Here is a 12,497-nt window from a genome sequence, read left to right as displayed (position 1 = left end):
GGCAGAACGAGCGCGGCCATGAGCACCGCCAGCGCTGGATTTCGGCTTATGCGCGCCGGCTGGGTGCTTATGCGCGAGGGCGTCGTTGCCGCCTTGCCAGGCGAGGAACTGTCCGGCCTGCCGAAATTCGGCTGGCGACTGGCGCGGCTGTTCACCCGCCGCCGCGCGCTTGCCTATGAGCGCAGCGACCGGCTGGCCAAGGCGGTTGTCCGGCTCGGACCGTCCTATGTCAAGCTCGGCCAGTTCCTGGCGACACGGCCCGACGTTGTCGGCAACGACATGGCTCTCGATCTCGCCATGTTGCAGGACAAGATGCACACCTTCCCGAAGGTCGAGGCTATCGCGGCTATCGAGGCTTCGCTCGGGCGCAAGATCGGCGATCTCTATTCGCAGTTTGGTGATCCGGTCGCTGCCGCCTCCATCGCCCAGGTCCATGCCGCCGACGCGGTCCATGACGGCGTTGCCACCAAGGTGGCGGTCAAGGTGATTCGGCCGGGCGTGCGCCGCCGCTTCTTCCAGGATCTCGAAAGCTATTTCCTCGCCGCCCGCCTGCAGGAAAAATACATCGCGTCGTCCCGTCGTCTGCGGCCGGTCGAGGTCACCGAGACGCTGGCGCAGACCACCAAGATCGAGATGGATCTTCGCCTCGAGGCGGCCGCGCTTTCCGAGCTCGGCGAAAGCACCAGGAACGACCCCGGCTTTCGTGTGCCATCTGTCGACTGGGAGCGCACCGGCCGCGATGTGCTGACGATGGAATGGGTCGACGGCGTCAAGATGAACGACATTGCTGGCCTCGAAGCCGCCGGCCATGACCTGAAGGCGATCGCCGCCAACCTTATCCAGTCGTTCCTGCGCCACACGTTGCGTGACGGCTTCTTCCATGCCGACATGCATCCGGGCAACCTCTTCGTCGAGGCAAACGGCACCATCGTCGCCGTCGATCTCGGCATTGCCGGACGCCTCGGCAAGAAGGAGCGCCGGTTCCTCGCCGAAATCCTCTACGGCTTCATCGTGCGCGACTATCTGCGCGTCGCCGAGGTGCATTTCGAGGCCGGCTACGTGCCGCGCCAGCACAATGTCGCGGCCTTCGCGCAAGCGATCCGGGCGATCGGTGAGCCGATCCATGGCCAGCCGGCCGAGACCATTTCGATGGCCAAGCTTTTGACGCTGCTATTCGAGGTGACCGAACTCTTCGACATGGCGACGCGGCCGGAACTGATCCTGCTGCAGAAGACCATGGTGGTGGTCGAAGGTGTCGCGCGCACGCTCGACCCGGCCTTCAACATGTGGAAGACGGCCGAACCGGTGGTAAGCGGCTGGATCGCCGGTAACCTCGGGCCGCGCGGCATGATGCTCGATGCGCGCGACGGCGCCAAGGCGCTGCTGACGCTCGCCCGCCAGGCGCCCGAGCTTGCGGCGCGCACCGATCGCCTGTCGCGCGAGATCGATCTGATGGCCGAGCACGGCCTGCGCTTCGACGAGACCACCGCGCGCGCCATCGGCAAGGCCGAGGCGCATTACAGCCGCTCCGGCCGTCTGGCGCTGTGGGTGATCGCGCTGGCGCTGGTCTATATCGCTTGGAAGATCGTCTAGTACTTAGTCGCTTCGGACTCCGAGGCTGCAATTTGCGCCAATTTGATTGCATTGCTATCATTGCATTCGCCCATCTCAGCCGAGTGCAATCACATGGCCAGCATCACGATCCGCAACCTAGACGATGAGGTCAAGGAGCTGCTGCGCCGGTTGGCGGCGGAGAACGATCGCTCCATGGAAGAACAGGCACGGGTGATGATCCGTGCCGCCGTTGACGGGCAGATCGGCCCGGTGGGTCGCATCGACCAGATCGAGAAGACGCTGCGCGAACTGACCAGCGCGCACGGCGCGGCGGTCCCCGCTAACGCACCGGCAGGCAAGAGGCTGCAGCACGGTCTCTCCGGCAAGCGCATCCTGCTCATCATCGGCGGCGGCATCGCCGCCTATAAGGCGCTCGATCTGATACGTCGGCTGCGCGAGCGTGGGGCTGCGGTTCGGGTGGTTATGACATCCGCTGCACAGGAATTCGTTACCACGCTGTCGGTCGGCGCGCTCTCCGCCGATCATGTCTTCGCCGACCTGTTCGACCGCCAGGACGAGCACGATGTCGGTCATATCAGGCTGTCGCGCGAGGCCGATCTGCTGGTGGTGGCTCCCGCCACCGCCGACCTTATGGCCAAGCTTGCCAATGGCCACGCCAACGATCTTGCCTCCACCGTGCTCATCGCCACCGACAAGCCTGTGTTGATGGCGCCTGCCATGAACCCCAGGATGTGGGCGCATCCGGCCACCCGCCGCAACCGAGCGACGCTGCAGAAGGACGGCATTGCCTTCGTCGGCCCGGCCAAGGGCGAGATGGCCGAAAGCAACGAGGCGGGCGAAGGCCGCATGGCCGAGCCGCTGGAGATCGTCGCCGCCATCGAGGCGCTGCTCGATGTCGGCCCCAAGCCGCTGTCGGGGCGCAAGATCATCGTCACCTCCGGCCCGACGCATGAGCCTATCGACCCGGTGCGCTATATCGCCAACCGTTCCTCCGGCAAGCAGGGCCATGCCATCGCCGCGGCACTGGCGAGACTCGGCGCCGATGTCCGTCTCGTCTCCGGCCCGGTCGGCATTGCCGATCCCGCCGGTGTCAAGACCATCCATGTCGAACGAGCGCAAGAGATGCGCGATGCGGTCGAACAACTCCTGCCCGCCGACGCGGCGGTGTTCGTCGCCGCGGTTGCCGACTGGCGCAGCGAAAATTCGGCCGGTGAGAAGATCAAGAAGGTTGCGGGCGAAGGGCCGCCGGTGCTGCGCATGATCGAGAACCCCGACATTCTCGCCGGGATTGGGCATCACAGCCAGCGACCCGGCCTTGTGATCGGCTTCGCCGCCGAGACACAGGATCTCTTGCGCAACGCCGAGGCCAAGCTGCGGAAGAAAGGTGCCGATTTCATCGTTGCCAACGACGTGTCGCAGTCCAGCGGCGTTGGCCCTTCAGGCGTGATGGGCGGCGATCGCAATCGGGTGCGGATCGTATCGAAGTCCGGCGTCGAGGAATGGCCCGAGATGAGCAAGGACGAAGTGGCGGCGCGGCTCGCCGCCCTGATCGCCGAAAGGCTGAAAACGATCGTCGTTTGAGCCGACGCGAAGACGTCCGGCCACTGCGTTCTGCTGCGGCGACGCACCGCCTTCAAGCGCCGCGCTTCAGGTCCTGCGGCTCCACATGACCTTTGCGGTCAATTGGTCAAAAGCTCCGCGGTTCGGGCAAGCGCGCCGGCGAAGCCGTTGAGCGGAATGGAAAAGCTCACCGCCTGTCCGGTGTCGGCCGCGAAGGCATCGATCTTCAGTGTGGTGCCTGACTTCAGCAGCGGCGTGACCGTCGCATCGAGCGCCACCGGCACCAGACATCCGACGACCTGGCAGGTGTTGAATGCCAGGGTGCCGTCCAGCTTCTGGTCGTCGATGGACAGACTGACCCCCTTGGCCAACGCCAGCCCGAACGGCAGTGCAAGCGTTCCCGTGGCGTCCTCGCCGGTCTTGCTCGACAGCTCGATCGCCAGCAGGCGCTGGTTGGTTTGCTTGTTGAATTGCTGATGCGACAGACTGCAGATCTTGGTCGTGCCTGATATCTGGCAATTGACGGTCCAGTCGCCATGGGTTTCGGACAGGGCGGACGCTCCACCAGGCAACTGCGGCGCATCGGCGGCGGGCGGCGCCGCCACCTTGTCGCCCTTGGTCTGCGCCGCCGCGGCCGGCACGCCGATGGCACAGGCAACACCCAGCATCGCCATGAGATACGCGTACTTCCTCATCAAGTCCTCCCGCCCGGCTCCGCCTCGGGCCAGAAGCTGACCTTGAGAGACGCGCTGATCGCGTTCTGTTTAACCGTTTCGCCGAAGGCGCCATCATACCCGACGGCCACCATTGACGCATCCAGCACAAGGCTGACGCCGACCCGATAGAGCGGCGAATCGACGGCCTCCGTCAAGTGCAATGCGGGGTTGCCGGGCAGATTCTCCGCCACCGAGCGGGGTCACCCAACGGTCGACAAGCCGATGTCGCTTGGAACGGCGCCTGGATATGGCACGGCCGGGCAGATGCCCTATATTAAGGCGAGGATTTTTGCGCGGGAATGAATGGATGTTAGCACTTCGACCATCAATGATTTTCAGGTCGGCAATGCTGGCCACGGCAATGCTGGTGGGCGCTTGCCTGCCCACTTTCGCGCAAGCCATCGATTCCGCCGCCGGCGACAACGCGTTGATTCGGCAGAACGACCTGCAAATTCTGGAAAACAGGATACAGCGCCAACAATTCCAGCAGCAACAGCAGCAGTATCGCGCCCAGGACCGCCAGATCGTTCAGCAACCGCCACCGATGGTGCAACAACTCAATCCAAGCTGCCAGACGCAGATAATCGGCACCACCGCGGTGCGCAATTGCCGCTGACATCCAGTCGTTTTTCGTTTATTTAGCCGACTTATGTATTCGGAGCGCCCTGCGGCACAAGCGAAATGTTTGGTTTGCAACGATGCCTGGTCGCGGCTATGCGGCATTGCATCGACTGGATGACGAATGGCAGCCCCCAAGAAAAAGGCCGTCCGCAAGGCAAAGAAGGGCGACAGGATCCGCCAGGTAGCTGCTATTCCCTTTCGGCTGAACGCGCGCGGCGATATCGAGGTCATGCTGGTCACGTCGCGAACCACCAGGCGCTTCATCGTGCCCAAGGGATGGCCGATGAAAGGCAAGAACGGACGCAAGGCGGCGACCATCGAGGCGCAGGAGGAAGCTGGCGTGCTCGGCAAGACGCTGAAGCAGCCGGCGGGCATCTATTCCTACTGGAAGCGGCTGGCCAACCGCTTTGTCCGCGTCGACGTCATCGTCTACCTGCTTGAAGTGACCGAGGAACTGGGCAACTGGCAGGAAGCAAAACGACGCCAGCGGGCCTGGCTGACGCCGGCCGACGCAGCCATGCTCATCGATGAACCCGATCTTTCGACGCTGGTGAAAACCTTGAAGGTCCCCCAGCCCGTGACGGTCGATCAGGCCTAGAGCAAGATCAATCAGGCCGCGAGCAAAGAGCTCCGAGCCTCACTCGTCGGCCGCCACCTGCGCCTTCGGCGAGGACGCCTCCATGCTCGAGCAGGCGAGCCTCGCGGCGGACGCGCTGTCGTAGAATGCGTCCTCGTTGGGAAGGCTCGCTCAGTTCAACTTGACCAGAACCACTCGGCGGTTCTTGGCGCGGCCCGCGTCGTCATCATTGCTGGCGACAGGCGCCATCATGCCGGCGCCGGCCGCGGTCAACCGCCCCCCGTCGATGCCGTATTTCGCCACTAGCGCTGCCTTGACCGCTTGTGCCCGTCGCGACGAGAGGTCGAGATTGTAGTCGAAGGCGCCCTGGTTGTCGGTGTGGCCGACGACGATCACGGCCATCTTCGGGTCGTTGGCCAGCAGCGTCGAAATTTCCTTCAGTGTTGGTTCCGACTCCGGCTTGATGTCGGCCTTGTCGGTGTCGAAGAGGATGCCGTAGAGCGAAATGCTGCCGGTGGCGGAAAGCGAATCCGCCATCTTGGCCGCCTCGACGACCACCATCTTCTTGTCGCGTGCCTTGGGTTCCAGCACCTGGACGATGGCTATGGTGCGGCCGTTGAGTTCCTTGCAGTAGAGATCGCCGGTCATCGAATAGGTCTGCACGGTCACATAGGCGTCGCCGCCTTCCTGCGGCACCTTGGCCGAGAAATAACGCTGGTCATTGATGCCGGAGGTCAGTGCGCAGGCGCCATTCGAGAAGGCTGCGTCCTTCAGATCGCTCTCATGAAAGGAATACATCGTCAGGCTCATGTCGCCACCGCCGCCACTCGACGAACGGTCGGCGGCGCCGCCGCATTCCTCCTTCTTGCATTCGAACAGGATTTCGCCGCCCGCCGCCGCAATCACATCCTGATAGTTGCGCAGCACTTCGAGCGGCGAGCGCTCGGCCGGCAGCACATAGGCAATGCGGGTCAGGGCGCCTTCGACCTCGGCCTTCTTGTCAGGTGCAAAGACACGATTGTTCATCGCATCACGCGCATCCGGGTCGGCGCTCGGCTTGAGTGGCGACAGCGGCACGCTGAAATCGGTGAAGGCTAGTTTCTCGTATGAGACGATGAATGAGCCTTCGTAGCGCTTGGCGAGATGGTTGTCGGCGGCACCCTTGATATCGGCGGTCGGCACCGTCGCGTCGGCAGCGGCCAACCGCAATGTCAGCACGAGAACAAACCCCGCCCAGAAAAACGCCATGGCTATCGTCTTGAATGCACGCATCGATCATCCCCCTTCGCACTATGATCGATGCTAGCAGACCGGGTATGTCCAGTCGATGACGCCGCCGAGAGCATGATGCCGAAAAGTGCGAAGCGGTTTTTCGGGCGACATCATGCTCTATCCCTTTGATTTAGAGGCAGATTCAGATCTCAGGTCGGTCGATTCGACCTGAGATCTGAATCTGTCGCTAAGGTCATCGCGCCAGCAGGATGGTCGGGGCGTTATGGTAGGTGGTCTGCACCACTTCCCGGTAGCCGCACTTCGCCGCAACCCTCAGCGAAGCGGCGTTCTCCGGATCGATGATGCAGACGGTCTTCGCACGCCCGAACGCGTCTTCGCCCCATGCGAGCACGCGGCCTACCACCTCGGTGGCGAAGCCTGCGCCGTGAACAGTCGGAACCAGCGCCCAGCCGGCCTCGGGAATGCCTTCGATCGACGGCTCCATATCGCGCTTCAGATCGTGAAAGCCGGCCTCGCCGATGAAACGGCCCGTCGCCTTCTCCTCGATTGCCCAGAAACCGTAGCCGAGCAGCGACCACAGGCCGGCGTGACGCAGGAAACGCATCCAGCTCTCCTCGCGCGTGCGCGGCTTGCCTCCGATGAAACGGGTGACGACGGGCTCGGTCCACATCGCGGCATAGGTGTCGAAATCGCCCAGCCGGTGCGCTCGCAGGATGGTTCGCTTCGTCTCGATGACCGGAGCGCTGGTCGCTTGTGGATTGTTCATGAGATCTGTCTCGCACGGATAGTCAGCGCTTAGCAAATAGCCGGCGCGGTGCAAGGGCCAGGGGCGATACGGGCCATCATCCACGCGCCGCTGCTGGGATTTTCGCGCGACGGTGTTACTTTGACCGCAGGCTGATTCAGCACCTGCCGACGCCTCCCCTTTTAGGCGCGGCGGTGCCGTCAAACCAAGGGATAGAGCATGGACACCACCGATCTTGTGCTTGCCATTGCCCATCATGTGCTGGTGTTTTCGCTGGCGGGGATCATCGGCGCCGAATTCGTACTGACCCGTGGCGATCTGGCCGCCGCGACGCTCAAGCGGCTCGCAGGCATCGACCGCCACTATGGCATCATCGCCGTGCTTATCATCGTCGTCGGCATCGGCCGTGTGTTCTATGGCCTCAAGGGCTGGGAATTCTACGTTTACAACTGGGTGTTCTGGGCCAAGATGACGGCGTTTGCCGTCGTCGGCCTGTTGTCGATCATCCCGACGATCCGCTTTGTTTCCTGGAACAGACAGGCGAGCGCCAGTCCCTCGTTCCAGGTGCCGGCGGCCGAGCTTGCGTCCGTGAAGAGCTACATCCGCGCCGGGGCCTTCATCTTCCTGCTCATCCCGGTCTTCGCTGCGGCGATGGCGCGCGGCTACGGCTATTAGCTAGAATAGGCCGTTTGGAGAGTTATGCCGTTGAGGCGAGCGGCGCGAGCTCGATCAGCGGTGCCGGCACATCGGTCGTCTTCACCTCTGCCTTGCAGATGTCGGCGATGACGCAGGCCGGGCAATCCGGCTTGCGCGCCTTGCAGACATAGCGGCCATGCAGGATCAGCCAGTGATGCGCGTGCCGCATATATTCGTCCGGGATGATCTTGAGCAGCCCCTGCTCGACCTGTTCCGGCGTATTGCCAGGGGCCAGCCCGAGCCGGTTGCCGAGGCGCAAAATATGGGTGTCGACCGCCATCGTGTGCTGGCCGAAAGCCATGTTGAGCACGACATTGGCGGTCTTGCGCCCGACGCCGGGCAGCTTGACCAATTGATCGCGCTCGTCGGGCACCTCGCCGCCATGGTCGCGGATCAACGCCTGCGACAGCGCAATCACATTCTTGGCTTTGTTGCGCCAGAGCCCGACGGTGCGGATATGCTCGCCGACCTTGGCTTCTCCCAGTGCCAGCATCTTCTGCGGCGTATCGGCGGCCCTGAACAGCGCCCGCGTCGCCTTGTTGACACCGGCGTCGGTTGCTTGCGCCGACAGCACCACCGCGACCAGCAGCGTGAACGCATTGACATGTTCGAGTTCACCCTTCGGCTCCGGCCGCTGGATCGAAAAGCGCCGGAATATCTCGTGCACTTCCGCCGGGCTGTAGCGCGAAGTGCTCCGCACCGGCTTCGGGCGCGGCTTGGCGTTCGACCCCTCGCGCCGGCCGGGCAGCAATTCTTTTTTGGACATGGAAGAATCTTTGGACTTGGGGCTCGCCATTTCCCTCCTATAATATCCCGCCATGAGCGACACAAACGCCTCGTTTCAGGCCGACGAACCATTCTTTCAGGCGCTACTGACCCCGCACCGGTCGCTGGGCCGGACAGGCTTCTTCATCCTGATGGGCGCGCTGCTGTTCGGCTGGCTGGTCACAGGCGCGTTTTTCCTGTCGCGCGGCGCCTGGCCGGTGTTCGGATTCTTCGGCCTCGACGTGGCCGGCGTCTACATCGCCTTTCGCCTCAACTACCGTGCTGCCCGCGCACGCGAGGAAGTGTCGGTTTCGCGCACCAGCCTCGACATCCGCAAGACGGCACCATCCGGTAAATCGGAAGCGCATCGCTTCAATCCGTTCTGGACGCGGTTTTCGATCGCCCGTCATGCCGAGATCGGGATCACAAGGATGACGGTGGAAGGCCAAGGCCAGAACGTGCCGATCGGATCTTTCCTGGACCCTGACTCCCGAGAAAGCTTTGCCACTGCCTTTTCACGCGCGCTGGCCACAGCCAAGGCGCGCTAAAGCAAAGCAACTCCGCGGAAAGCGCTGCGCGCTTGATCCCCGAGCAGCGAATCCGACATCCGGCTCTCCAGCGCCTTGCCGTAGAGCGTAATCAGCAAGGTTTCCTTAGCGCCGGTGAGGGCTACTTTTTCGCCAGCCATGAGCGACTCCTGGCTCAAGATCCGAGTCTATCTGGGTATGCGCGGCCAGAAGGCAAGTTTCGGGTGGCGGTCACCGCCGCAAGGGGCGATATTCCGGCTCAAGGAGATAGTCCATGAGCACACACACAGCGGTCCTCAAAAAGGACATCACGCCTGAAGGTAGCGACTACGAAATCGTGCGCCGCGCCATCGAGAAGATCAGCCTCGACTATCGCGATCAGCCTTCCCTCGAAGAGCTGGCCGAGGAGGTCGGCGAGACGCCCACCGGCCTGCAAAAGCTCTTCACACGCTGGGCCGGCCTGTCGCCCAAGGCCTTCCTGCAGGCGGTGACATTGGATCATGCCCGCAGGCTGCTCGATTCAGGCATGCCGCTGCTTGAAACCTCGTTCGAATTGGGCATGTCGGGCCCTGGCCGGCTGCATGATCTTTTCGTCACCCACGAGGCGATGTCACCGGGCGACTACAAGACGCGCGGCGCCGGTCTCACCATCCGTTACGGCTATCATCCCTCGCCGTTCGGCACCGCCCTGATCATGTCCACCGACCGCGGACTTGCCGGCCTTGCCTTCAGCGATCCCGGCGAGGAGCGTGCTGCCTTCGCCGACATGTCCAGCCGTTGGCCAAACGCCATCTATGTCGAGGACATGGCTGCTACGGGCCCCTATGCCGCGCGCATATTCGACCCGACGCTGTGGCGCCCGGACCAGCCGCTGCATGTCGTCATGATCGGCACCGACTTCCAGGTTCGGGTCTGGGAGGCGCTGCTCAAGATCCCGATGGGCAAGGCCCGCACCTATTCCTCGATTGCTGCCAGCATCGGTGCGCCGTCCGCCAGCCGTGCGGTCGGTGCGGCGAACGGCGCCAACCCGCTCTCTTTCGTGGTTCCCTGCCACCGCGCTATCGGCAAATCCGGCGACCTCACCGGCTATCACTGGGGATTGACGCGCAAGCGCGCTATCCTGGGCTGGGAAGCGGGACAGGTGTCGTGAAATATCGATTTTTCGAGCTTTGCCGGAGAGATGTATAGATACTGATAAATTCCCAAGTATAAGTGCGATATCCGCGTCAATTTTATTTCTTGCAACCGGGAGCAACCTCCGGTTTTCCTGTTTGTTGTTTTTAGCATTTATTTCAGTTAACTCAAAATTAACTACGACAAAGTGATGATGACCCCTATTAATTCGGGCGATCCGAATTGATAGGAGGTCTCGATGACATGGTTTCGCGCCGCCCTCGGCGCAGCAATGCTGTTTGCCTGTCTTGACCAACCCGTATTGGCCACGACGCAAAATGTCATTTTCAACGGCACGATCACGCCAACCTGCACGCTTGTCATTGCCACCAATGGCACGATGACAGTCAGCCCCGACCTGCAGTCACTCAGCTCTCACAACAGCGGCGGTTCTGCCGGAACCGTGACGCTGACGACAACCGGAGGCGTGTCGCTCAGCGTCGATCCGGTCACCACGACGACGGTACCTTCGGCGGACGTAACGTCGACGACCTGGACACCGACCTACTCCGCTGCGGGCACGCATTCTATCGTTGAAACCGGCTCGGCCACCAGCATCGGAACACCCGGCGCCGACCTCGTCTCGGTCAATCTCGCCGGCACCAAGGGTGGCAGCAACCGCTTCGCCTCCGGCAACTATCAGGCAACGGTAACGCTGCGCTGCGAATGACGCCGTAGCGATGGAGGGGTCCTTGAAACATGCTCGAATCCTGACGACGGCACTGGCCATCGGATTGGCACCCATTGCCGCCGAAGCCCAGTCGATGTCGCCGATGCGTGGCGAGGTCAACAGCTTCAGTGACGCCTTCGCTGTCCGCATTTTCCCCGCCAATCCCTATGACCGGAAGATCCGGGTCGAAATCCACGTCTACGATCAGGATTTTCAGCCAGTAGACGCCAGGATCTCTCCGAAAGTCTTCCAATTGGCTTCGCAGGCTTCACGTCCTGTCCTTGTGGTCGTGCCTTTCGACGGTGCCCCCGAGCGTAAAGTGCGTATCTGTACCGAAAGCATCCCCTTCCCCAATCAACAGACGCAGATAAGGGCACAGATATGCGGAAAGTTCTTTGGGCGCCGCAAATCCTGATAGTCGCGCTCGCGGCTGCTTCGGCGGGCATCTCGCCTGCGGTGGCCGAGGATGTCTACAACCTCAACCAGAACGAGAGCGGTTTCAACCTGCCCGGCGTCACCTTGCCCCAGGGCCAGGACGAGGTCCATGCCGCGGACGGCACCACTTGCCGTTCCGCAGTCTCCGGCACCGGCGCCTATGTTGATCTCGGCGTCATCAGAGGTAACAGTCAGTCGGACAACAGCGTTGCCACCTATGGCCGGGTTGTGATCCCGATCGGGCGTACGCCGAAGCGCGTCGACTGCAGCCGGCTCTACGAACTCGAGGTCGACCGCCTGCAACTGGAACTGAAACTGCTGAAGATGGGCCTTGGCGCCGACGGCCAGACGGCGAGCGTGGCCGCCAGCGCTCCCGCGGCCGCATCACCCGGATGGGCAAACGAAGGCTGGAGCATCAGGACCGGAAACGGCGATGGCAAGAAAAAGAAGAAGAAATAACCGTGCGCTGCTTGCGATGGCAGCATTTGCCGGCTTCTGCCTTCCGGTGCAAGCGGCGATCACCGGCACCTGCACCATCATGGTCGGGACGTCGGGAACAATGACCGCAAATCCCGCTATCGGCATACTGGGCTCCAAACAGGCGGGTGGATCCAGCGCCAGCGCCACCATCGTGGCAAACTCACTGCTGTGCTCCTTGCTCAATCTGCTGGACTGCTATTCGGTTTCGGCGCCGGCGCCGGCCGCATTCACGTCCGCACCGAGCGGCGGCGACACCAACGTGACCTTCGCCTCAGTCTTCCGCCTCGATGGCTCGGGGGTCGACATCAACGGAAGTGCGCCGCAACGGGTCGTCAACGGCACTCACACCATGCAGGTCGACCTCACCGCCACCAAGTCGAGCGGTATCTTTCCCGCCGGCAACTATCAGGGAGCGGTCACTGTGCGCTGCGAATAGGCCATGACGCATCAAATCGAGGCGGACCCTTCGCGCGGTCTGGCAAGCTGCGGCCTTACAGGTTAGCTTTCGCGCACGATTGGAAACGACCTTCGCCCGCGCGGACCAACGAGGACGCTCCGACACTTTGAATTTGTACTGCCAGGAGGCCTTGCTTGATTATCGTCATCGGCTCGATAAACCTCGACCTTATCGCCAATGTCGACCGCCTGCCGCGCCCCGGCGAGACGGTGGCCGGCTCGGCCTTCACCACCGCGCCCGGCGGCAAGGGCGCCAACCAGGCGCTGG

General features: G+C 62.6%; 17 protein-coding genes and 1 pseudogene. 12 read left to right on the top strand and 6 right to left on the bottom strand.

Features of this window, described 5'->3' with window-relative positions; genetic code table 11:
- The first annotated feature begins 18 nt into the window (after window positions 1-18).
- A complete protein-coding gene (gene ubiB / locus X744_RS155185; RefSeq protein WP_023759646.1) occupies window positions 19-1,593 on the top strand; it encodes a 2-polyprenylphenol 6-hydroxylase in 1,575 nt (524 codons plus the stop codon).
- Window positions 1,594-1,686: 93 nt separating this feature from the next.
- Window positions 1,687-3,156 (top strand): bifunctional phosphopantothenoylcysteine decarboxylase/phosphopantothenate--cysteine ligase CoaBC, encoded by a 1,470-nt coding sequence (gene coaBC, locus X744_RS155190; protein ID WP_023759645.1) that lies wholly within the window; start codon window positions 1,687-1,689, stop codon window positions 3,154-3,156.
- Window positions 3,157-3,254: 98 nt separating this feature from the next.
- On the opposite strand, the gene X744_RS155195 is transcribed toward coaBC, so the two are convergent.
- Together X744_RS155195 and X744_RS1000000173745 are read right to left on the bottom strand one after the other, a co-directional pair.
- Window positions 3,255-3,830: an invasion associated locus B family protein gene (locus X744_RS155195; RefSeq protein ID WP_023759644.1), complete on the bottom strand. Its 576-nt coding sequence runs from the start codon at window positions 3,828-3,830 to the stop codon at window positions 3,255-3,257.
- A complete protein-coding gene (locus tag X744_RS1000000173745) occupies window positions 3,830-4,042 on the bottom strand; it encodes a hypothetical protein (protein WP_156938556.1) in 213 nt (70 codons plus the stop codon). Before X744_RS1000000173745 ends, X744_RS155195 begins: the two co-directional genes overlap by 1 nt.
- A 155-nt stretch (window positions 4,043-4,197) precedes the next feature.
- On the opposite strand from X744_RS1000000173745, the gene X744_RS1000000172070 reads away from it, so the two are divergent.
- Window positions 4,198-4,467, top strand: a complete 270-nt coding sequence (locus tag X744_RS1000000172070; RefSeq protein ID WP_245266640.1) for a hypothetical protein — start codon at window positions 4,198-4,200, stop codon at window positions 4,465-4,467.
- A gap of 126 nt (window positions 4,468-4,593) precedes the next feature.
- Window positions 4,594-5,070, top strand: coding sequence for an NUDIX hydrolase (locus tag X744_RS155200; RefSeq protein WP_023759641.1), 477 nt, complete (start codon window positions 4,594-4,596; stop codon window positions 5,068-5,070).
- Window positions 5,071-5,220: 150 nt separating this feature from the next.
- On the opposite strand, the gene X744_RS155205 is transcribed toward X744_RS155200, so the two are convergent.
- Window positions 5,221-6,321 (bottom strand): OmpA family protein, encoded by a 1,101-nt coding sequence (locus X744_RS155205; protein ID WP_023759640.1) that lies wholly within the window; start codon window positions 6,319-6,321, stop codon window positions 5,221-5,223.
- A gap of 193 nt (window positions 6,322-6,514) precedes the next feature.
- Window positions 6,515-7,048, bottom strand: a complete 534-nt coding sequence (locus tag X744_RS155210; protein ID WP_023759639.1) for a GNAT family N-acetyltransferase — start codon at window positions 7,046-7,048, stop codon at window positions 6,515-6,517.
- Window positions 7,049-7,246: 198 nt separating this feature from the next.
- On the opposite strand from X744_RS155210, the gene X744_RS155215 reads away from it, so the two are divergent.
- A complete protein-coding gene (locus X744_RS155215; protein WP_023759638.1) occupies window positions 7,247-7,702 on the top strand; it encodes a DUF2214 family protein in 456 nt (151 codons plus the stop codon).
- A gap of 22 nt (window positions 7,703-7,724) precedes the next feature.
- Here the strand turns inward: X744_RS155215 and nth are convergent, their stop codons facing one another.
- Window positions 7,725-8,519, bottom strand: a complete 795-nt coding sequence (gene nth, locus X744_RS155220; RefSeq protein WP_023759637.1) for an endonuclease III — start codon at window positions 8,517-8,519, stop codon at window positions 7,725-7,727.
- A 22-nt stretch (window positions 8,520-8,541) separates the two neighbouring features.
- Between nth and X744_RS155225 the strand changes: the two genes are divergently transcribed.
- Window positions 8,542-9,036, top strand: coding sequence for a DUF2244 domain-containing protein (locus X744_RS155225; protein ID WP_023759636.1), 495 nt, complete (start codon window positions 8,542-8,544; stop codon window positions 9,034-9,036).
- 32 nt (window positions 9,037-9,068) lie between these two features.
- Here X744_RS155225 and X744_RS1000000173740 read toward each other — a convergent pair.
- A pseudogene (locus X744_RS1000000173740) lies at window positions 9,069-9,176 on the bottom strand (class I SAM-dependent methyltransferase); the annotation flags it as partial.
- 113 nt (window positions 9,177-9,289) lie between these two features.
- Between X744_RS1000000173740 and X744_RS155230 the strand changes: the two are divergent.
- From X744_RS155230 to X744_RS1000000173735, 6 genes are all read left to right on the top strand, one after another.
- Window positions 9,290-10,165, top strand: a complete 876-nt coding sequence (locus X744_RS155230; protein ID WP_023759634.1) for a bifunctional helix-turn-helix domain-containing protein/methylated-DNA--[protein]-cysteine S-methyltransferase — start codon at window positions 9,290-9,292, stop codon at window positions 10,163-10,165.
- A 222-nt stretch (window positions 10,166-10,387) separates the two neighbouring features.
- Window positions 10,388-10,858, top strand: a complete 471-nt coding sequence (locus X744_RS155235) for a hypothetical protein (RefSeq protein ID WP_023759633.1) — start codon at window positions 10,388-10,390, stop codon at window positions 10,856-10,858.
- A 22-nt stretch (window positions 10,859-10,880) separates the two neighbouring features.
- Window positions 10,881-11,273, top strand: a complete 393-nt coding sequence (locus tag X744_RS155240; protein ID WP_023759632.1) for a hypothetical protein — start codon at window positions 10,881-10,883, stop codon at window positions 11,271-11,273.
- Window positions 11,240-11,752 carry a hypothetical protein gene (locus X744_RS155245; protein WP_023759631.1) on the top strand — a complete coding sequence of 171 codons (513 nt, stop codon included), beginning with the start codon at window positions 11,240-11,242 and terminating at the stop codon, window positions 11,750-11,752. The genes X744_RS155240 and X744_RS155245 overlap by 34 nt, the downstream gene beginning before the upstream one ends.
- On the top strand, window positions 11,727-12,209 hold the full coding sequence (locus X744_RS155250; protein ID WP_023759630.1) for a hypothetical protein: 483 nt from the start codon (window positions 11,727-11,729) through the stop codon (window positions 12,207-12,209). The genes X744_RS155245 and X744_RS155250 overlap by 26 nt, the downstream gene beginning before the upstream one ends.
- 155 nt (window positions 12,210-12,364) lie before the next feature.
- On the top strand, window positions 12,365-12,497 hold a 133-nt coding region (locus tag X744_RS1000000173735), incomplete at its 3' end, for a PfkB family carbohydrate kinase (RefSeq protein ID WP_245266647.1).

Source organism: Mesorhizobium sp. LNHC252B00, from assembly GCF_000502955.1.
Lineage (GTDB): Bacteria > Pseudomonadota > Alphaproteobacteria > Rhizobiales > Rhizobiaceae > Mesorhizobium.
Note: the sequence above shows the minus strand (reverse complement) of the source record. Positions and strands in the feature narration are given on the sequence as shown.